Annotated in this window: 14 protein-coding genes; 2 read left to right on the top strand and 12 right to left on the bottom strand. The window is 60.2% G+C overall.

Translation table 11 applies throughout. From position 1 onward, the window contains the following. Window positions 1-96: 96 nt before the first annotated feature. Window positions 97-954, top strand: a complete 858-nt coding sequence (locus KJQ12_RS14475) for an NAD-dependent epimerase/dehydratase family protein (protein WP_213485388.1) — start codon at window positions 97-99, stop codon at window positions 952-954. Between the two features lie 4 nt (window positions 955-958). Continuing rightward, window positions 959-2305 (top strand): MFS transporter, encoded by a 1347-nt coding sequence (locus tag KJQ12_RS14480; RefSeq protein WP_213485390.1) that lies wholly within the window; start codon window positions 959-961, stop codon window positions 2303-2305. A 40-nt stretch (window positions 2306-2345) separates the two neighbouring features. Here the strand turns inward: KJQ12_RS14480 and KJQ12_RS14485 are convergent, their stop codons facing one another. The 12 genes from KJQ12_RS14485 to KJQ12_RS14540 form a co-directional block, all read right to left on the bottom strand. Then, window positions 2346-2594, bottom strand: a complete 249-nt coding sequence (locus KJQ12_RS14485) for a VOC family protein (protein ID WP_015255668.1) — start codon at window positions 2592-2594, stop codon at window positions 2346-2348. Window positions 2595-2648: 54 nt separating this feature from the next. Next, window positions 2649-3575, bottom strand: a complete 927-nt coding sequence (locus KJQ12_RS14490) for a MerR family transcriptional regulator (RefSeq protein WP_015255669.1) — start codon at window positions 3573-3575, stop codon at window positions 2649-2651. Between the two features lie 95 nt (window positions 3576-3670). Beyond that, a complete protein-coding gene (locus tag KJQ12_RS14495; RefSeq protein ID WP_213485392.1) occupies window positions 3671-4024 on the bottom strand; it encodes a c-type cytochrome in 354 nt (117 codons plus the stop codon). A gap of 142 nt (window positions 4025-4166) precedes the next feature. Further along, on the bottom strand, window positions 4167-7661 hold the full coding sequence (locus KJQ12_RS14500) for a family 43 glycosylhydrolase (RefSeq protein WP_213485394.1): 3495 nt from the start codon (window positions 7659-7661) through the stop codon (window positions 4167-4169). A gap of 109 nt (window positions 7662-7770) precedes the next feature. Beyond that, window positions 7771-9402: a helix-turn-helix domain-containing protein gene (locus tag KJQ12_RS14505; protein ID WP_213485396.1), complete on the bottom strand. Its 1632-nt coding sequence runs from the start codon at window positions 9400-9402 to the stop codon at window positions 7771-7773. Continuing rightward, window positions 9377-11143: a sensor histidine kinase gene (locus tag KJQ12_RS14510; RefSeq protein ID WP_213485398.1), complete on the bottom strand. Its 1767-nt coding sequence runs from the start codon at window positions 11141-11143 to the stop codon at window positions 9377-9379. Before KJQ12_RS14510 ends, KJQ12_RS14505 begins: the two co-directional genes overlap by 26 nt. A gap of 78 nt (window positions 11144-11221) precedes the next feature. Beyond that, the gene (locus KJQ12_RS14515) at window positions 11222-12871 is read right to left on the bottom strand and encodes an extracellular solute-binding protein (RefSeq protein ID WP_244860627.1); all 1650 of its coding nucleotides are present in this window, start codon (window positions 12869-12871) and stop codon (window positions 11222-11224) included. Window positions 12872-13098: 227 nt separating this feature from the next. Then, entirely contained in the window at window positions 13099-14964 is a 1866-nt protein-coding gene (locus tag KJQ12_RS14520) for a beta-L-arabinofuranosidase domain-containing protein (RefSeq protein ID WP_213485399.1), read from the bottom strand. Window positions 14965-15002: 38 nt separating this feature from the next. Next, a complete protein-coding gene (locus tag KJQ12_RS14525; RefSeq protein ID WP_213485401.1) occupies window positions 15003-16514 on the bottom strand; it encodes a glycoside hydrolase family 43 protein in 1512 nt (503 codons plus the stop codon). 42 nt (window positions 16515-16556) lie between these two features. Continuing rightward, entirely contained in the window at window positions 16557-17894 is a 1338-nt protein-coding gene (locus KJQ12_RS14530; RefSeq protein WP_213485404.1) for an endo-1,4-beta-xylanase, read from the bottom strand. A 3-nt stretch (window positions 17895-17897) separates the two neighbouring features. After that, the gene (locus KJQ12_RS14535; RefSeq protein WP_213485405.1) at window positions 17898-20771 is read right to left on the bottom strand and encodes an ABC transporter permease; all 2874 of its coding nucleotides are present in this window, start codon (window positions 20769-20771) and stop codon (window positions 17898-17900) included. Between the two features lie 46 nt (window positions 20772-20817). After that, window positions 20818-21846: an efflux RND transporter periplasmic adaptor subunit gene (locus tag KJQ12_RS14540; protein ID WP_015255679.1), complete on the bottom strand. Its 1029-nt coding sequence runs from the start codon at window positions 21844-21846 to the stop codon at window positions 20818-20820. Window positions 21847-21853: the final 7 nt, after the last annotated feature.

Here is a 21853-nt window from a genome sequence, read left to right on the forward strand (position 1 = left end):
TTGCCCAGCTACATCAAGGCTTGTTTGCCCATTTCATACTGCGAAAGTTGAGTTCAAAAGAATTTCCGCGCATATTTGTCTGAGGAGGTTGATGTCATGCGTATCTTTGTGGCGGGCGCGAGCGGCGTGATCGGACGGCGGCTGCTGCCGAAATTGGCCGCGGCCGGACACGACGTGACCGGCCTGACGCACCGCGCGGAGAACATGCCGCACATCGAAGCCGCCGGAGCGCGCGCGGTCGTGGCGGATATTTTCGATCGCGATAGCGTGATGCGCGCGCTGGAAGCGGCCCGGCCGGATGTCGTCATCCATCAGCTCACGGCGCTGAAGGAATGGAACCTCGAAGACAACGCGAACATTCGCAAGACGGGAACGCGGCATCTGGTCGACGCCGCCCTCGCCGCCGGAGCGAAGCGCATGACCGCGCAGAGCATCGCCTGGGCGTACGAGCCGGGCGAATCGCCCGCTTCGGAGACGGACGGGCTGGACCTCCGCGCGGCGCCGCCCCGCAGCACGACGATCGAAGGCGTCGCCGCGCTGGAGCAAGCCGTCCAAGAGATGCCGTCTTCTGTGATCCTGCGATACGGCATGCTGTACGGCCCGGACACCTGGTACGCTCCGGACGGGCTGATCGCGGACCGGGTGCGCCGGCGCGAGATGCCGGCCACGGACGGCGTCACCTCGTTCCTCCATGTGGAGGACGCGGCGCAGGCGGCGGTGCTGGCCCTCGATTGGCCCGACGGCATCGTGAACATCGTCGACGATGAACCGGCCGCCGGCACGGAATGGCTGCCGCATTACGCCGCCCTGCTCGGCGCTCCCGCGCCGGAGCTGAAGCCCGGCCGCGGCGGATGGGAGCGCGGCGCATCGAACGCGAAGGCGCGCCGGGAGTACGGTTGGACGCCCAAATACGGAAGCTGGAGGACCGGATTCGAACAAAGCCTTGCGAGGTGATGCCATGGAAGCAAGCGAAGCATCGAAGGGAGGCGGGCGTTCGGCAGGGAGCGGGCAGGCATCGAACGACAAGCATTCGGCCGGCGGCGGGTTCTTGACGCACGGCGGGCATACTGCTGACGGAGGGCATGCGGCGGCCGCCGGACCGGAGAAGGCCGAAGCGCCGGCGGCGGGCAGGACGTACCGGATGTCGACGAGCATCCTCGTCTGGTGCGCCCTCGCCGTGGTGTCGAGCCTGTACATCACCATCCCCCTTACGCCGCTTTTCGCCCGGCAATTCGATGCGCCCCTGCAAGCGGCAGCGTGGACGGGAAGCGCGTTCTCGCTGGCCTACGCCGTCGGCCTGCTGCTCTGGGGCACGCTGTCCGATCGTGCGGGACGCAAGCCGGTCATCGTATTCGGCCTGCTCGCCCTCGCCGTCATTTCCCCGCTGATCGGACTGGCCGGCACCCTGCCCGCGCTGATCGCGCTCCGGGCGGTTCAAGGGCTCGCGGCGGCGAGCTTCGCGCCTTCCGCGCTGGCGTATGCGGCGGAGATGTATCCCCCCGGCAGAAGCGTCACCGTCGTCGGGCTGATCACCACCGGTTTCATGTCGGCCGGGGTGGCGGGGCAGATCTACGGCAGCTCCGTGGGCGAATCCTGGGGATGGACATACGTCTTTTATTGGCTCGGCGGAATTTATCTGTTGTCGGCGGTTTGGCTCGGAGGGTGGCTTCCCGGGGGTACGAGACCGCGCAGGAACGAACGGTTGCCGGATCTTCTCCGCCAATTCGGCTCCCTGCTGAAACAAAAAAAGCTCCAGGCGTGCTACCTGATCGCGGCGACCTTCCTGCTGGCCTTCGTGGGGATGTATACGGGGCTTGAAGCGGTGCTGACCCGGCAGCCCTTCGCGCTCGGGTCCGATCAGATGCTGCTCGTCCGGGCAGCGGGCTTGCCGGGGGTGCTCCTGTCTCCGCTCGCGGGCCGGCTGGCTGCCAGATTCGGCCTGCGCAAAGTGCTGCAGGCAGGACTCGCGATGGCGGTCATCGGGCTGGCGTCCATCGCCGGCGGCTTGATGCTGCCCGCCTTCACCCTGCCGATCGTCATCCCGATGAGCCTCATGCTGGCGGCGGGCATCGCGATCGCCATCCCTGCGCTCATCGCCATCATCGGCACGCTCGGCGGAGAAGCCCGGGCCATCGCCGTAACGCTTTATACGTTCATCCTGTTCATCGGCGCGACGCTCGGCCCGCTCGCGGTCCTGTGGACGCTCCAGACGACCGGCCGGGATTACGCGGCGTTCGTCCTGCTCACGGCCCTGATGCTCGCCGGCTGGGCGGTTTCCCGGCGCCTTCCGGCTCCGGACCGCTGACGGCGGACGTGACGGCCGGTCTCTTTTTCCGCAGATTGCTTCAGGATGCGACCAGCGTCTGCGCCAGTTCGAAGCAGTGGCCGTCCGGATCCTTGAACGCCGCCAGCTTCACGAAATCGGGAATCGTCTGGATCTCGCCCGTAAAGGTTACGCCCCGGGCCGAAAGCGTCCTGACCGCCTGTTCCACATTCTCGACCTCGAATACGGTCGACGTCGTGATCGGCACGACCTCTTCGGCCTCCATGAAGCCGATGGTGCAATCCTTCGTGTTCGTCGTGATGATGGCCATCCTGTTTCTAGCAAAATGCGCGGACACCGGTTTCTTGCAAATTGCGATTTTGAGTCAGAATACCAAAGCGCCGTGGTCCTCGTACCGGATGCCCGTATCGCGCTGCAGCCGGTCCAGCGTCTCCAGATAGCTCGTGTATTCGGGGCTCAGCACGCGCATCTGCCCGATGAAAACCGTGAAAAACCCCGCGCGATCCAGACTTTCCTTGAGCTGCCGGGCGTTCTCCGCCTGCATCCGGCCGTCGGGCCACGAACGGAAAAATTCCGCTTGCTGCTTAAGCTCCTCCTTCAGCTTTTCGTACTCCGCCTCCGTCGGCGCAATGTAGCGCTGCTGCATCTCCCGGTAGGCGGCCGCGATCTCTTCGAATTCGCTGTCGTCGAGTTGATTGATCTGCCCGGCCATCGGCTCCGGGATTTCGAACGACTCCATGCTGTCAACATAGTCGACCAGCCGATCCCAGGCCGCCTCCTTGTCGGCTCCCTCAAGCGGCCCGTCCAGGAACGCGCCGAAATGCAGCGCCATGAACTTGCCCATCGCGCCGGGGAACAGCTCCAGCAGCTTGCGCCGCATGTAGTCGCCCCGGCGTTTCCGCTCCTCTTCCGCCGCGGCGACGAACCGGCCCGCCTCGTCCAGACGCGACTTGCCCCCGTCATCCGGGGACTGCTCGGCCGCCTCGATCAGAACGAGCAGCGCGCTGCGGCGCTGATTGAGCTCGGCCGCCTCCGTTTCGGTCTCCGCCAGCCGCTTGCGCAGAAGCCCGGCCGCCCGGTCCGGATGCCGGATCAGGTCCCGGATGTCCGGGATCGGCATGCCGAGGCTCCGGAGCAGCCGGATGTACCGCAGCCGTTCGACATCTTCCCGGCTGTACGTCCGGTACTGGTTGTCCGGATCGACGGCCGGCGCGATCAGTCCGGCTTCTTCGTAATAGTAGATGGCTTTGCGCGTCAGGCCCGTGAGCCGCATCACGTCCTTGATTCGCATCGTTCCATCGCCTCCCTGACCCCACGATACACGTTTCCCCGAGGGAAAAGTCAAGGGGCGGATGCGAATCCGGCCCCTGAATCGGTGAACCTGCTCTATTGCGCGTTTATCCATTCCACGAGGGCCTGGATTTCCTCGTCGGACAGACTGCCGCCGAACGCGGGCATCTGTCCGCGACCCTCCTTGATGACCGTGAACAGTTCATCCGCGCTCAAACGCTGGTCGACGTTCTTCAGTTCGGGTCCGAAGCCTCCTCCGAGGTCGGCGCCGTGACAGGACACGCAATTGGCTTTGTAGACCGCTTCCGCCTGCGCTGCCGTACTGTCCGCCGGCGCCGTATTGTCCGGCTCCCGCGTGTCCGCGCCGTCATTGCCGCCGCCGCATGCCGACACGCCGAGTCCAAGCGCGGCAAGCAAGACGGCAGCGAGCCAAACCTTTCGTTTCACCATTCGTTCAACCCCCACGAAGATGATCGGCAGCCGGCGGAAGGCCTGGCTGCCCGATTCTTATTATGGTACATCTTGCCGGTCGTTTATGACGGCACCGGGGGCTGATCCCGATGGCGATGATGCCGATGCGCGAACGGATGCCTTACGGGCTGAACCGCCAACTGTCGAACTTGAACAGCATCCGATCATCCGGCTTTCCTCTGAAGACGAAATATACATCGTGCACGCCTTCTGCGCCCGCAATGTCCGTCGTCACTTCGATCCATTGATCTTCGCCGCTTCCCGCGGGCACTTCAAGCGTCCCGATCAACTTGCCGTCCGGACGGTCCAGACGCACTTCGATCGTACCGCCGCCGCTTCCGCTCGATACCGTTGCCGCGAAAGCGGAAGCCCCGCTGCCGAAATCCACATTGGCGACCGCCGTCCAGTCTCCGTTGTGGATGTCGGTGACCGCCATGTTCGGGGAGGACGATCCGGAAGCATCCTCCAAATCCGCGGGCTCCACCGCGATGCCCGCGCTCCATGCCATCGTCTCCGCTTCCACGCGGACGAACGGGTCAAGATGCCGGACCGGCTCCACCCCTTTCAGATCGGCGATGATCTCCCGTATGGCCCCGTCATCGTCCAGGAACACCCGGTTCAGATGGGTCGAGCGATAGCCCATCGCAACCCCCATCGCCTTGGCCAATGTCTGGGCATGATAGGCGATGTACCAATCCCCGTGAAACTGGAACAGGACATGGTGGTTGTTGCCGCCGACGCCGAAGAAATGCCCGGGATTTTTCAGAATCGTCCCCTTGTATTCCCAGGGGCCCATCGGATGATCGCTGACCATGTAGGCGATCTCCCCTGGCGGCGGGCTGCCGGGAGGGCGGACGCCGCCGGCGAAGTTCGAGCAATACGTGTAGTAATACTTCCCTCCGATCTTGTTGATGCCGGAGTCTTCGAACATGTAGGGCGCGGGTATGGTGACCGCTTCCCCGACCACGCTGATCATGTCGTCGCCGAGCTGCATGACGCGCGCGGTGTTCGGCATCGCTTCCTTCCCTTCCGGGATGCCTCCGCCGAAGTAAATATAGGCTTTGCCGTCGTCATCGATCAGCACGGCGGGATCGAAGAGCCAGGTAACATCCCGGACGCCGGGCGTCGCCCTGGTAATGAGCGGCTTTCCGATCGGGTCCCGCCAAGGTCCGGTCGGACTGTCCGCGGTCAACACGCCGATTCCGCTGGCGTTGTTGGCAAAGTAGAGGAAGAATTTGTCTTCGCCGTCCACCACTTTATGCGCAATGGCAGGCGCCCACGACTGCGTCGCCCACTTCGCCGCGCCGTTCGGGCCGGCCGCGTGAATATAGCCGTGATCGGTCCAGTTCACCAGATCGTCGGATGAGATGACCGACAGCTTGTTGATGGAGCCGTAACTGTTCTCCTTCACGTTCCCGTCCGCATCGTATTCCAGCACATCGCCCGTCATATACAGATAGACGCGATCCCGGTACACCAGTGCGTACGGGTCGGCGCCGAACTTGTGAGCGACGAGCGGGTTGCCGTTCGGCGGAACTTTGCCGACCGCTTCGGCCGGCGGCGTGAAGCTTGCCTTGGCCGCGGCGCCGCTGACATCGTACGGCTCCGTCCGCTGATCGGCGCGGACAACCTCCAGGCGGCTTACGTTGATTTCCTCATTCACCCGGGTCGTCAACTCCTTTCTCAACCTCAATTGAATGGTCAGCAATGTCTTGCCGGCATCCCGGTTCATGAACGAAACGGCCGAGCCGTCGGAGTTTTCGACCAGAACCTGCAGTCCGTCTTCCGTCGATTGCCAGGCGACCTCCCCGGCCGTCAAATTGCTTCGGTTCGGCACGACTTGCACGACCTCGAACAATTCCGGAATCCGGACCGTCGCGCGAATCTGCAGAACATCCGCCCCTGCCGGAACCTCGTCCATCACCAGCCGCACGTCATAGACCGCGTCCTTGCCGCCGCTCAGCTCGATGGCATCCTCTTTCAGATAGGCCGCCGGCACGGCCGGTGTCGTCGTACCTTCCGCGTCGCTGCTGAACCGGAAATAATCAATGTCCACGTATCCTCCCGCAGTCCGGGTGGCGAAATTGAACAGGGCAAACCGATACCCCATGAAATGCGGAATCGTGTACCGCATCTTAAGTTCGCTTCCGAACTCGGTCCAATCGGCGCCGTTCAGGCTGTAGTAAAATTTCGCCCTGTCCGTCACGAAGTCGAAATCGATCTTCAGATAGACCTGTTCCTGCTCCAGTTCGGTCCGCGCTTTCTCGACGCCCTTCTCGACCATGACAATGTAGCGCCGGCCTTCATCCCGGGTGACGCCGATGAATCCGTATTCCTGCTGGAAGGCGGCCAGTCCCGCATAGTCGCCGTCCAGCATGCCGCCGGTGTCCATCGCGATCCAGCCCGAGCTTCGGGGACCGTAACTTCTTTGCGTCAGCGTATTCCGCGCCTGCAGCAGATCATCGGCAACATGCCCTGTCCTCAGCCGCAGAAATCCTCTGCGCTCGGTCAGCGACCACATCGTATGGTCGGGCAGATGATTCCATTGCCAGTGCAGCCCGAGTTTCGACCCGTTCGGGCGGTCCTCCGCATCTGACTCCTGGTCAAATTCGTCGCTCCTGGTGAGCGGCTCTGCCGGACGGCCTCGGCCCGGCTTTTCGAATTCAAGCGGAACTCTCCCTTCCTCATCGCCGTAAACGGGCCAGCCGTCTTCCCAACGGACCGGGACCAATACGGGGACGCGCCCCACGGCATCCCGATCCTGGAACAGCATGGCGTACCATCTTCCGTCGGGCGTATCCACCAGCCCGCCCTGGGCAACGCCGCTTTGCTTGTACCCCATCGTATCGCTCAGCACGAGCTTCCCTTCATAGGGGCCGTCAAGCCGATCGGACCGGTAAACATACTGCCTGCGAATCTTCCCCTGTTCCCACCAGATGAAGGTCAGGTAATACTTGCCGTTGATCTTGTAAGCATGCGCGCCTTCCATCCCCGGTTTTCCCGAAGACAGAATGACCTTGTTCAGCCCCGAGGGCCGGATCGCCTTGTAGTCCGGGGTCAACTCCTTGATCGAAATATTTTCGGCACCGTAGATGATATACGCTTTATCGTCATCATCGAAGAACAGGGCCGGGTCGTGCATATAGCCCCCGAATTCCGTCCGCTCCCAGGTTCCGGCCGGATCGTCCGTGCTGAAGAGATACGTCTTGCCCGTATCCAGCGACGCCGTCAGCACGTAGAATTTGCCTTTGTGATATTTCAGACTGTTCGCCCAGGTGCCCTTCCCGTAGGCGTTCAAACCGCCCTTCAGCTTGTAGGCGTCATTGTCTTCGATGCTTTCATACGGATAGCCGACGATCTCCCAATTCACCAGATCGGTCGACCGCATGATCGGCGATCCGGGCAGCATGTGCATGCTGGTGGTGACCATGTAATAGGTGTCCCCGACGCGGATGACGTCCGGATCGGGGAAATCGGCGTAGATCACCGGATTGGAGGCCATCTCGACCGGGCCGTCAACATGCCGGGAGTCAGAATCAAGCGACAGAAGCAAAAAAAAGAGGGCCGTCAGCACGAGAACTGCAGTGGGCCACAAGAAGAACGATTTCTTTCGCATGCATCATCCTCCCCCGTGGTCGCTTACCAGTGTATCGCCGGCAAGCGGGAGGAACAACCGGATGATCGATTCATCATCACCCGTCGAAGGCTGGGTTTTACAGGCCTTCTCAACTGGCCGACAGCGTATCCCGGTATTCCTGCGGTGTCATGCCGGTCACCTTCTTGAAGAACCGGGTGAAGGAATGCGCCGCTTCGTAGCCGACCGATGCGGCCACGTCCCGTATTTTCAGATCGCCGTCCCGAAGCAGCTCCTTGGCTCTCCGAACCCGGCATTGATCGATATATTCGGACAAATTGATGCCGCGCTCCTGTTTGAAGAAACGGGACAAATACGACGGGTTGAAATAATGGATCTCCGCCAGCCGGACCAGGGAGATGTCCTCGTCCAGATGATCCTCGATATATCGGCAGATGCGGTCGATCACCTGGGCGGCCCGGTTCCGCTCATCGAGCTGCTTGTACCGGAAGATCGCGTGCGAAATTTGCTTCAAGTACTGAAATCCCTCTTTCATGGACGCATGATCGTCCAGGCGCAGCAGCTTCCGGTAATCCCCGATTTGGCCGTGCAGCCCGAACCGGTTGATGCAGCCGTACAGCACGACCGCCACCGAATAATACGCCTGGATCGCCCGCTGCACGCCGGCTTCCGACTGCAGCGCCTCGTTCGACAGCTCCTCCAGATCTTCGAAGAACGACTCCGCCCGCCCGGCTTCAAGATGGGCTGCCAGCATTTCCGCCTTGCGCACGGGAAGGACCGCTTCCCTGCCGGAGCATGCGGCGGCCGGATCGGCGCAATCCCGAAGGATCATGAAGGTGCCGTCGCCGAACATGAGCTGCTGCAGCTCCCGCAGCCTCTCGTATTGCCGGGTGATCGCTTTCCATTCGCAGCAGCTGCCGCTGATCGCAAAACCGATCTTGAGCCCGAGGGATGAGAGGCAGGATTCCTGGACAAGCTCCAACGTTCCTTCCAGATAGCGGATCAGATGGCCGTAGAATTTCTCCCCCGCATCCCGGGACGGCTGGAGAAACCACAGAATGTCGCCGTGCCGGTCCGTGATGTCGACGCTTCGCGTCTGTTCCGCCAGATACGAATCCCAGATCGATCGGGCCGAAGCGAGAATCGCGCTCCTCTCGGTGTACGTCTTCCCTTCGGGGAACGACAGCCGGCCGAGGACGAGCACGACCGGATGCTCCGGGTCCAGGTCGATGTTCAACTTGCGGAACTCCCGGACCAGCACTTCCGTGTCCGCGCAATGCTTCTCGCTGTCCTGAAGCAAGTACCGCATATAGTCCCCTTGCGCCATGATTTCGAATGCGAGCGCTTTTTCGCGGGACTGTTCCAGCATCCGGCTTTCGATCTGGCTGCGGTGAATCTCTTGGACAATCTCCCGCACCAATTCCTGCAGCTTCGCATACCCTTCCGTTTTCAGTAAATAGCGGACATTCTTCAATTGAAATGCCCGATAGGCATAATCGAATTCACTGTGTCCCGTCAGGAAAATCACATGGCATCTCGGCCAATAAAGCTGAATCTCCCGGGCCAGGTCCAGGCCGCTCAACCCGGGCATGGCGATATCGGCCATGACAATGTCGATTCTTGTTCTCGCCATCCATTCCAGCGCCTCTTGTCCGGAATAGGCTTTGCAGACATCGAGATGCTCCGGCATGAACCGGCTGAACACTTCGTACAGTCCGTCCGTAATGATCTCCTCATCATCCACGACCAGCAGTCTGTACATGTCTGTTCTCCTCCCCGAACCGGATTCGAATCGCCACTTTCAGGCCGTTCAGTTCACTTCTGGACGGGAACAATCCGCTGCCTTCACCGTACGTCAGCACAATGCGCCGATGGATGTTCATCATGCCCGTCATTTCCTGGGAATCGTCCATGCTCGCGAGCCGGTTCTTCAGGTCTTCAATGCCGGCGTCGCTGATGCCGTTCCCGTTGTCCTCGACGATAATCTGCGCATGGCCGGAATCCATTTCGAAGGTGATGCGGAGGAAGCCTTCGTCCGGCTTCTTCTCGAGGCTGTGTTCGTACGCGTTCTCAATGATCGGTTGGACGATCAGCCGCGGAACCCGGATGTGCTCCATTTCCTTCGGCAGATCGTCGAACTGCACGTTGATGCGGCGCGAGAACCGCAGTTTCTGAATATCGGTGTACATTCTCGCGTGCCGGATTTCTTCCGACAAGCACACGTTGTCGGCGCCGTCGCGGGTGATGAACCGGAAGTATTCGCCAAGCATGTTCGTGAACAGCTCGATCCGCTCGGTATCCCCGGTCCTGGCCAGTGAATTCAGAATGAAGAAACTGTTGTACAGAAAATGGGGGTTGATCTGCGATTGCAGCTGTTTCAGCTCCGCCTTCTGCATCATCAGCTTCTGTTTGAAGTCCTGGTCGATGAGCGTCTGCAGCTTGATGAGCATCTGGTTGAACCGATTGTACAAATAGCCGAATTCGTCATTGCGCAGGTGATGAATCCGGATGTCCAGATCGCCTCCCTCGACTTTCCGGAAACTTTGCACGAGCAGGAGCAGCGGCCGGTGGACGACCCGGTACGTGGAGACGGAATAGACGATGATGGCGATGGACGACGCGAGCGCGAACAGCCACGCCCACATGGTGAACTTGCTGAGCGGCCGCTTGACCGCTTCTTCGGGCAGGAGCGCCACGACGGACAACCTCAGCTCACCGGTATGCGCTTTGTCGACGTGATATTTCCGGCCTTCCATTTCGAGCTGCAGCGAGTTTCCGGTCGCGCCTTCCGCGGCCGCCAGATAATGCTGCATAATGTGGTCCGTCCGATCGTCGCTGGCCAGCATGAACCCCGCTTCCTCATCGAGCAGGAACGAGCCGCTCTCGGGATAGACGTTGATCTGCCGCAGCGATTCCCGCAGTTTGTCGGCATCAAGTTCAATCTCGATCAGCACGGCGGGCTTCTCTCCCGTCATGCCTCCGGCCCGGTAAACGCCCAGATGAAGGGCGCCGTTCCGTTTGATCAACCGGCTTTCGCCGGCGTTCAATGCGGATCGCATGTCATCGTATCGTTCACGGTCAAAGTCGTAGACGCCGTTTTCGGCCGAAATCGTTTTGCCGATGGAACGGATGTGCACATAAATGTCCTTGATGTACGCGCTGCTGCCCTTGATGGAAGTCAGCCGATGGAGCATGTAGTTGATGCTTTCCCTGCGCTCGTTATTGTCCATCTTGTCCCATATCATGGAAATCTTGTGGAGCTGTCCTTCCTGCAGCAGATCGTACTGCTGGATTTCCAGCCATTCGATCTCACGGTTCAAATCCTGCAGATAGGAAGCGAGCTGCGCCAGCGTGTTTCTCGAGATCTCCTCGCCGGCGTTCTTGTAGCTCCAGTTGTACAAATAAATGCCGAGCAGAATGATGGGCAAGACCACGACGAGGTGCATGATCACCAGTCTGACGAAAATGGTGTTGCACCGCAAATTTGCCGGTATTCTGATCAAGTCCAATCCCCCGATGCCGCCGTTCTTCCGCAGCCGGACATCCGCTGCGCCCCGGGCTCCGCGACTTGTCCGGGTCTGTCATCTTCTCGCAGCATGCCACCGGTTCACTTCCTCGGTGATCTCCCTTCCGCCCAGGCGGTGCCATTCCTCCACGAAGCGGTCGAATTCGTCGATCGGACTGCCGAGAATGATGCTGATGAACGTATCGTTTTTCAAATTTTCCAGAATGCTCAGACGCTCGATCATCGTCTCCGTCGGGGCGCCGTAAAACCGTTCGTACAGCAGTTGGCCGTTCTTCTCGTACTGGTCAAGGATCGCGAACGCCCCGTCCGGGCCGTACGTCTTCTCCCAGCCCCAGCCCGTCTCATCGTTTTGTTGCAGATAGGCCTCGATTTTCCTGTAAATCGATCGGGCTTCGTCCTTGAGCACGGACTTGTCGCCCGTGCGCCGCGCTTCTTCCAGTTGACGATAGGCTTCCAGGTTTTTATGCGCCGGGAACGGCGTAACCGGTGAGAGCTGCCATGCGGGGTAGGGTGTGCTGTAGTAGGTTTCGTATTCGGCGGTCTCCCCCCAGTTCTTTTCCAGATGCAGGTTGAACAGCTTCACGACCGCCTCGGGATGTTCATACCCTTTCCGGACGGCCAGGAACTGATAAGTCGGGAATCGAAGCGGGACTTTCACTTCCGTTCCGGCGACCGCCACAATCGGGAACGCCCCCCATTCCGCTTCCGGGTCGTTGGTGTAGCTCGCCTGCACATCGAACGAAGCCCATTGCTGGCCGTACGTCATGCCGATCTTCCCGGCGGCAATCTGATCCCTGACTTTGATGCCGTCCTTGAATACGAATTCGCTGTCGATCTGACCATCCCGGTACATCTCCTGGAGCACTTGCAAGGCCGTCTTCACTTCCGGCTGCACCGCGCCGTACACAAGCCTGCCCGCATCGTCCTCGATCCACAGGTTCGGATAGGCGTGGAAACCGGCCATGAACCCCGTCAACCCCTTGACGGGGTCCCATAAATACTGGGTGACGGCCAAGCCGTACGTGTCGTGCTCGCCGTTTCCGTCGGGATCGTTTTCTGTAAACGCTTTCGAAATGGTCAACAAATCCTCCATCGTCCGCGGAGGTTTCAAACCGAGCCGCTTGAGCCAGTCGGTTCGTATCCACAGAAATTCGGCGCCTTCAATGGACGAGAGCGTTTCCGGAATTCCCATCAATTTGCCGTCGATCGTTGCCGCTTCGAAAGGGCCCGGCCCTTCCTGACCGAGAATCTCCTTCGTGAACGGCGTGGCGTATTGCTCATACACGTCGGTCAGTTCCTGGATCAGACCGGCTTCGCTGAGCTGCCGAAGCTGCTGGGCATCGACCTTGACGACGTCGGGAATGTCTCCCGAAGCAAGCGCAGCCCCCAGTTTCTGACGGTAGAGATCGCCCTTGGCCGTCCATTCGTACGTGATCCGGACGCCCAGCACCCGTTCATACAGCCGGGTCCACCGGTTGTCCTCCAGCGTCTCGCCCGGAAGATGGTCAAGCAATCCGTACAGATTGTCGCCGGTTTCCCGCACGAATGACAGTTCCACCGGAGGATCGTAGCGGCTCAGTCCGGGATGCGCATAGGCCGTCTCTTCGATCCCGGAAGGCGGAGGCGCTTCCCTGACGTCTCCGTCACCCCGGCATGCCGTCAGAAGCAGGACAAAGCTCGCTGCAGCCGTTGCCAGTCCGACCATTCGCTTGAACGGCATCCGCAATTCGGGCAACCTCTTTTCCCATTCGTTTTCGAAGCAAAATTGCGTGTATTTTTTATTATTTCGGCATTCCGCAGATCAGGCAACGTCCATATCTTGATTTTCTTACCCGTTTTTTACGAAATTATAGCGTATGAACGAAAAAAAGGAGCCGAAATCGTCGGGATTGCGGATTCCGGCTCCTGAAACCATGAGTCGCCCGGGCTGGGTTACGTTCTTCTTTTTATACTAAAATAAATCTGATAAGGTTCATAGCCAATATCCCGGATTCGCTTGAATGAAATGGCGGGATCCTGATTGGCCGTCTTGAAGAAATACCGCCAGCTCCCCCACTCGCGTTCATTCTCCATTACAATTTCGGAAGCGATGTCCTCACTCTCCACGTAGAGGATCCGTTCCGCGTCGCATATGCCCGCCAACACTTCGGGGCCGTAACGAAAAGCGCCCGTATTTTCGTCATCGGGGAGCGGAACGAAACGAATGCCGATCGGCAGCAACACGCTGATCTTGTCGCCGTCCCGCCAGACCCGCCGAATCGGGTAGAATCGGGTGCTGTCCGACGTTTTTCCGTGAAACTCATCGTTCACATACAGGACAGCGTCCGACATGATCCATTCCGGAATTCGAAAATGGATTGCGAACGGCTGCTGCACGGATGTGCGGATCACGAAATCGTACTTTCGGTATGGCGGCAGGTTTTCATGAATTGCCGCAACTTCGTTGATCGACTGATAACCCGCAGTGTTGGAAGAAGTCATGCTGTTTCCGTTCATAGGATCCTGGGTCTGAATGATCCGGAGTTCCCCTCCGTTGATTTCCGTTGTCATCTCGGAATTGAAATATTGGCAAATGTAAATGTCGTCCCGGTCTTGATAATAAATGCCCCTGTTCCAGGCGGCATTCGCCTGAACCATGGTTCCGTGGCAGCAGAAGAAACTGCTCGTTTCCGTGCTCCAGTCCTTGCGCAATCCGGCCTTCATCGGAAGAAAGTACGTGAGCAGCCCGGTGCCGGGATGGTCGTGCGGATTGCCATTCAATGCATACTCCCGGTAATAGGTCTGCGCCATTACCCCGTTATAAAGATTGTATTCCCTGTATTGCGCATAGCCGGGGTCACCGGTATGCCTGAACAGAAATTCCGCCAACCGCATCATGTTGTACACCGTGCAATGCTCCTGATTCTTGTCCCCGAGGCGGGCTTTCATCTTCATCTTCGGCATCCAGACTTCCCCGGAAGTCTGGCCGCCCGTGGCAAGGAAACCTCTTTCCGTCACCGCACAATTCCAGTAAGCTTTGACAACGTCCATCCAACGGCTGTCGCCGGTTACTTCATACGCTCTGGCACAACCGAGCACTTCCGGGATCGTCGTGTTGGCATGCATGTTCGTGAGCGGATCTTTTCCTTCCAGCAAGGGCTGAAAAAGCCTGCCGCGGTAATAGCGTTCAAGCAGCGTCTTGTACTTCCCGTTGCCGGTAATGTGCAGGAGATCGGCCCATACCTCCAGCATGCCGCCCGTCTCGACATCCAGAATGTCATCGAATTGGTCGCGGGTAAACCGGCCGCTCCATTCCACGAACCAGTCCGCGAAACGGTCCGCGATGTCCAGCGCCTTCTGATTCCCCGCGTACTGAAACGAATCCACCAGGCCCATGAAGAGCTTGTGAAGATTGTACTGCGGCGCCCAGATCGCTTTACCGGCAGCGATCCAGTGCAAATATTTCTCGGGAATCGGACCCGCCCATTGTCCGCCGTTGTCCTTCTGGCATTCGGCCAGTTCATCGATGATGCCATCCGCCTTGGCTTTCAGTTCCGCATCTCCGGTCGCATGATAATGAATCGCCGCCGCCGACAGCCAATGTCCCAGGAAATGGCCCCGAAGCTGACAGACCGGCGACTCCCAGCCTCCGTGCGCCCACGGCGGAATCTCTCTGCCCGAATACCGGCCGGCCTCCAACCGATAATTGAACAGCAGGCTGTCGCTGTTCAGCTTCATCAAGTACGCCCGGTTGGCTTGTTCCCGGCGCCGCAATTCGTGGTCGCGAATGATGACGTTTTTTCCTCTCAATTCATACATGAAAGGCCCTCCATTCATGAATGCTCATCGCCGGAACGTCAGCCTCGCTTCTCGTAACGGAAATAATCGAAGTCGACATAGCCGCCGGTTTCCCGGGTGGCGTAATGGAACAATCCGAACCTGCAGCCCATGAAGTGATCCAATGTATATTTCAATTGCAGCGGACGGCCGACGGCATGCCACTCGCCGCCGTCCGCAGAGTAGAAGAAACGGGCAAGATCCGCGCTGTCACGGAAGTCGAAGTCGATTTTCAAATGAATGCTGTCGCCGTCGTACCGGATTTTCTCGACCACCTCTTCCCCGCCGTCTTCCCCTCTGACGCACATGGCAACATAACGCGCACCGTCTTCCGCAACGTGAATGCCGACGGTGCCGTAGAAATGCTGCAAGGCGACCAGGCCGGCGCGGTCTCCCGGTTTCATATGTGCAAACTCCATCAACGTCATGCCGCTGCACGCCGGGCCTTCCGTCCGCTGCGTCAGCGTATTGCGGGCATATTCCACGCTGCGTGCCGGACTTCCGGTTGCCAGCCTGAGCCAGCCCGGCCGCTCCGTCACGGACCACAGGCTGTTATCCGGATTGTGATTCCATTGCCAGTTCAGCGCCAGCCGGTTTTCGCTGTAGTCGAACTCATCGCTGATGACGAGCGGCCCCGCCGCCGCGTCCGGCAGCTGCAGCTCAAAAGATTGCGGCACCTTGCCATCCGTACCGAACACGGGCCAGCCGTCTTCCCATCGAACCGGAACGACGCAGGGCACCCGGCCGACGGCATCGTGGTCCTGGAACAGCACAGCCGCCCATTCGCCCGCGGGCGTATCGACAATGCCGCCCTGCGCAACGCCGTGGTTGCGGTAGCCCATGTCGTCATCGAGCACCACCCGCCTCTCGAAGGGCCCGAGCAGGTTGCGCGACCGGTAACAGATCTGTCTGCGGCGCTTGTTGCCGACCTTCGGCCATTCGATGAAGAACAAATAATAGTAGCCGTTCAACCGATAGGCATGGCAGCCTTCGCACCTCAGCCCGATGCCTTCCCGTTCCCCGACGAGCAGCAGTCCGTTGATGCCGCCCGGCTTGACGGCCGTCAAGTCTTCCGTCAGCTCCGTAATCCGGATGTCGCCGTTGCCGTGGATGACATAGACGCGGCCTTCGTCGAACAGCAGGCTCGGATCATGATAGACGCCGTCGATGACGGAACGTTCCCACGGCCCGTTCTCGATGTCCTTCGTCCGGTAGATATAGAACCGCTTCATGTCCAGACTCGAGAAGCACACGTAGAACGTGCCGTCATGACAGCGAAGATTGGGGGCCCATGAACCTTTGCCGTAGATCCCCTTGCCGTCCGACAACTTGTGGGCGTCATGATCCTCGAGCGTCTCGAACACATAGTTCACGATTTCCCAGTTCTTCAGGTTCACGGACTTCATGATCGGGCATCCCGGCATCGAATGCATGCTCGTGCTGACCATATAGAAAACGGATCCGACCCGAATGACGCTCGGATCGGGAACATCGGCCCAGATGACCGGATTGGTGATAAGCGTGCCGCCCACTGTGATCGCTCCTTCCGATTGGCGTGTGGCTGCTTGCCGGCATCATGCGTCTTGCGGCTCCTGCCCGGCGGAATCGATGACCGCCCAGAACGCCGGTTTCGCATGCAGCTGCCGGTCGAACAGCAGCGGCGCATCCGTGCGGTTCTGCACGGGGAAGTTGTTCAGCCACGTATGATCGTCCGCAATTCCCCAGAACACGACGCCGCCGATAATGTCCTTGTTCTCCCTGAACGCTTCGAACAGCTCGCGGTACCGGTCGGCCTGCTTCCGGAGAATGTCCTCCGGAATATCGCTTCCGTAAGCTCGCCGGTCGTTCCAGGCATAGAGGCTCATGTCCAGCTCGGTGACCAGGTTATCCAGGCCGAGTTCGCTGAATTTCTTCATCGATTCGATGATCTGGCTGACGGAAGGCCCGTGGATGCTGATATGCGTCTGATGTCCGACGCCGTCGATCGGCACGCCCTTGTCCAGCAGTTCCTTCACCAGCTCATAGATCCGGTCGCGCTTGGCGGGACTGTCCGTACCGTAGTCGTTGATGTACAGCTTGATGTCCGGTCCGCCCGCTTCGCGCGCGGCGCGAAAAGCCGTCTCGATGTAATCGATGCCCGCGATCCGGTACCACGGGCTTGCCCGCATGCCGTCCGGATCGCCGGGTTCGACGACCTCGTTCACCACATCCCACGACCGGATATCGTCTTTATACCGCTCCACGACCGTGCGGACATGCCGCTCCAGACGTTCCAGCAGCAGCTTCTTGTTCGCTTCGCGTTTCTCCGGGTCGGTCTCGTCGACCATCGGTTTGCCTTCGGGATCCAGGAAGAACCAGTCCCCAACCTGATTATGCCAGACCAGCGTGTGGAAACGAAGCTCCATGCCGTTCGCTTTGGCAAATTCGACAATCCGGTCCGCCGGCTCCCAGTTGAACCGCCCTTCGGCCGGCTGGAGCGAAGCCGGTTTCATCGCATTCTCCGCAACGATCATGTTCACATGCTTCTTGAGCAGCTCTGCCCGGAGTCCCGATGTATGGGCCGGCTCAATGGCCGCGCCGATCGGGAACAGACCGGCATACGCCTCGGCCAGCGACGGAATGTCCGGTTCCACGGAAGGCGCTGGCGCCGCTGCGGCGGGTTCGGGCTCCGCCGGTGACGGATCGGTTTCCCCGCCGGCCGCTCCGTCGCCGGCTGACTCGGCCGAATCGTCCGTTATCCCGGAATCGCTTGTATCCGGATCTTCCATGACCGCCGCCGCCTCGTTCACCTCGTTTGCATCCTGACTGCCGTCCTTGCCGCTCAGCACCAGCCAGGCCGCAATGCCCGCAATGGCGATCAACACCACAATGAGACCAACCTTCAAGATCTGCGTTCCCCCGAAATCCATCATGTTTTACTCCTCTCCCAGCTTCAGCGCCTGCGCAATGCGGATTCGCGTCAAGCGAACCGCGAGGATGAGCAGGCCGACGGCCAGCGTAAATCCGACGATGGCGTAAAGCTGCACGTAATCGCTCAACTGCCGAACGATTTCGAACGGCGGCACCTGCTCCGCGGCGGCGAAGGACATCTCGAACAGCGGAACGAACAGATCGCTGGTCAGATTGCCGATCCAGACGCCGATGACGACGGCCGCGGCGGAGGTGAGCGCCTGCTCGCTGACGAGCATGCCGATCATCTGCGGATACGGAATACCCATGGCCCTCAGCACCCCATACTGGAGCGTCCTTCCGGACAACGTCAGCATCCAGAAGATCAGAAAGCCGAAGAAGCTGATCAGCATGGAAATGACGAAGCCCAGCGTCATGACGCCGTTGATCGCCAGCCGGAACGGCTCGTTCCGGGAAAGGATCAGCTCCTGCTTCGCATCGCGGAGGCTGACGATCTTGATCGATTTCTGCATCAACTGGTCATAGATCTGCTGGCTGGAAACGCCGTCCGCAAGCTTCAGCCACACTTCGTACGGTTCGAGCGCCAGCCGCTTCTGGATGGTGCCGAGATGGCCCACGATCAGCTGCGGTTTGGCGAGCCGCTCGTCTCCGGTGCCTTCGCGCTGCGGCAGCGGGTTCCAGGTCGGCCAGTAATCGATGATGCCGTAGACGGTGAACTGGACCTGGCTGACGCCTTCCCAATAGATGCGGATCGGATCGCCCGGCTTGAGTCCGGCCGCGTCGGCGATCGACCGGGAAATCAGCACCGCCCGCGGATTGGGCGCGATCAGATTCAGATAACGGTTGATGGGGTGATCGAGCAGCCCGTCCTTCATCCAGGCGGTCTCGCCGAATGCCTTCGTGTCGATGCCGAGCAGCGTAATCTTTCCGGTCTCGCCGCCCTTGCTGACAAACATGGCGCCCTCTTTCCGGAACACCTTCGCGACCGACTCCACGCCCTCCAGTTCCCTGAACGGTTCAAAAGGCGGCTCGGCATATTGGATGCGTCTCGGACCGGCAAGTCCGGCCCCGGACTGTCCCTGCTGAGGAACCATCTGACCGGAAAACGCCGGCGCGTCGTTCTCCCAGCGCGTCATGAGGACCATGTCAGCCCCGATGGCATAGCGGATTTTGCTTTCCATGTTGTCATTGATCGTCCGGGCCGCATTGGCGCTGAACAGGCCGGTCGCCACACTCATGACCAGAAACATTTTGATCGTCAGGTACTGTCCGGATGAGCGGCTGATCTGGACGAGCGAGTAGTAGAGCGCCGGCGGCCACCATCTGCGGCCTGCCATGTAGACGAGGCGGATGACCCACGGGTAGATCCGCAGCACGAGCAGCCCGGCGCCCAATGCGAACACCGCCGGCATCAGGAACAGAAGCGGATCGATCTGCAGATCAGCCGCATCGAGCGCCAGCCGCTTCACATCTTCCTGCCGCCGGGTGAAGTTGTACAGCAGGTAGACGGCTGCGCCGACGAGCATGAAATCAAGACCGGTCTTGTGCCAGAAAGGCATCTTCGTCATCCGGGCCATTTCCTGCTTGCGGCCCACGATGCTGACTCTTGTCGCCAGCAATGCGGGAATGAGAATCAGCAGAACCGCTCCGCCCGTTGCGAGCGCCGCAACCTTGTACGTGCCGACGTCCAGCGCAACCTCCAGCGCGGAGCGCTGCACGAAGGACAGAAAGACGTTCGTCGCTCCGAGTATTTTCGTGAACAGGACGCCGAGGGGCGGTCCAGCAGCCAGCGCGCCGAGTCCGAGCAGGAGGCTTTCGAACGCATAGATGCCCGTGATCTGCAGCCGGCTGGCCCCGCGGCTGCGCAGCACGGCGATTTCCGTCTTCTGCCGCTCGATGATGAGATCGGCAACCATATACAGATAGAACACGAGCATGATCATGACGGGCGCGTAAAGCGCCAGCATCATGATGTCCAGCTTCGACTGCTTGCCTTGATAGGCTGCTGCCGTCGCGGTCGCCGGGATGTTGACCTCGGCCACGCCGAACCTGCCTTTGAAGTAGCGGCGGATGTCCCGGTCGGCCGCAACGAACGCATCGATCTTGTCGACGGAGAGCTGTTCGATATCCAGGGCGTAGCGCCATTCGAGCGCGGAAATGGCCAGCTTGCCGCCCTTCGTGAACTCGCGTTCGAACTGTTCAAACGGAATCAGAAAGCCGTCGGAAATCTCGTCGGTCAAATACGGCAGATAAGGATCGGCTTCCGGCGCCGTCTCCATGATGCCGACCGGGATGACGCGGAAGCGGATCCGTTCGTCCTGCATCGATTGCGCGATCAGCTCTTCCCCGAGATCGCGCTTCACCGCAAGCAGGAACTTCTGCGTCACCAGCGCTTCGAAGACGCCGTCCGTACGGTCCGCCGGCATCCGTCCGTCGATCAGCCGCACGCGCTTCTCCATGTCCGACAGCGCCTTGAAGCCGCCGGCCGTGTTCTGCGCCCGGATCTCCTGTTCCGACGCGTCCGCCCCGTAAACCTTCAGCCTCTGCGTGAACCTCTGCTGGTAGAAGGACAGCGCCTCAAGTCCCGTCCGTTCCGGAATCGATCGGACGAAGCGGTCGGCCTGGGCGATGCGTTTCGCCGTCTCTTCGTCCGCCTTCGCCGAAGCGACGGTCGTACTGATCCGGATGAAGCCGGGATAGACGGATTCCCTGCTCTGCAAGAGCTGAAGTTCTTTGTACAGCGTTCTTTGCAGAATGGCGTGGGAGTACAGCGGCATGGAGCTGAACAGCGCGACGCACACCGTAAGACCGAACCACAGGTTCAGCTGCAGCCATTTGTTCTTGGCCATCTTGCGGAGAATCATCATCAACAAGGCCATACGCACACCCATCCCGCGCCCGGCGGTCCGGGCACTTGTTGTTCGGTCAGTTGTTCAGCACAACCATCTGGCCTTCTTCGAGCCCTTTGACAATCTCGACTTCGGTCGGCGTCGTCAATCCCGTCTCGACGTCCACCTCTTTGATCCGTTCGCCCTCCACAACCTGCACATAATTGCGGCCCATGTATGAGCGGATCGCCGAGCGCGGCAGGACGATGACGTTCTCCCGTTTCTGGAGCGGGATCGTCAAGTCGGCGCTGTGGCCGATCTGTACGTCTCCCGGCGGGTCGTCGATGCCGACAACGATCGTCACCCCGTTGCGCTCCGCCCCCGCGGGATCGGCAGTCAACGGAGCGCTGGAAGGCGTCTGCAGCACCTTGCCCGTGTACTCCACGCCTTTGTACTTCAGAAAGGCGGGCATCCCGACTTCCAGTCCGAACAGTTCGCGCGATTCCGCCGCCACATAAGTCAGCTGCACGCTGTCCGGGTCCGCGATGGTCACGATCGGCTGGTATGCGCTCACCGTGTCGCCCTCTTTCATCGACGCGACGAAGATGACCGTACCCGAGATCGGCGCGTGCAGCCGCGCCTTGCCGAGCCGCGTCTCCATCGCCTCGAGCATCTTCTGCTCCCGTTCCAGATCGATTTCCCGCAAGCGAAGGTCGACGCCGCTTGCACCGGAAGTGCGCGCTTCTTTGTAAAGCAGCCGGGCGCGCTCCACGTTCAGCCGCTGCAGCTCCGCCTGGAGCTCCAGATCTCCCACTTCCAGTTCCGCCACCGGCTCGCCGGCCTCCACATGGTCGCCGAGCGCAACATTGATGGATTTCAGACGTCCGCCCGATTCCTTGAACGAGAGCGTCTCCACACGGGACGAAACGAAATGCGCCGTGCCCCTCAGGTACGTCTCGATCGTCCCCCTGGACACCACCGTGTAATCGAGCGGTTCCCTGGCGGGTTCGACGAGCGGCGGCTGAAGCGCCTCGTCCTCGACGGGGAGAAACGAGCATCCGGAGAGAACAAGCGATGCGGCCGTAAGTACGGCCAACACCGCAGCCAGCCCTCTTGCGCGGAACATCCGGTTA

The sequence above is a fragment of the Thermobacillus xylanilyticus genome, assembly GCF_907165215.1.
In the GTDB taxonomy this organism is placed as follows: Bacteria; Bacillota; Bacilli; order Paenibacillales; family Paenibacillaceae; genus Thermobacillus; species Thermobacillus xylanilyticus.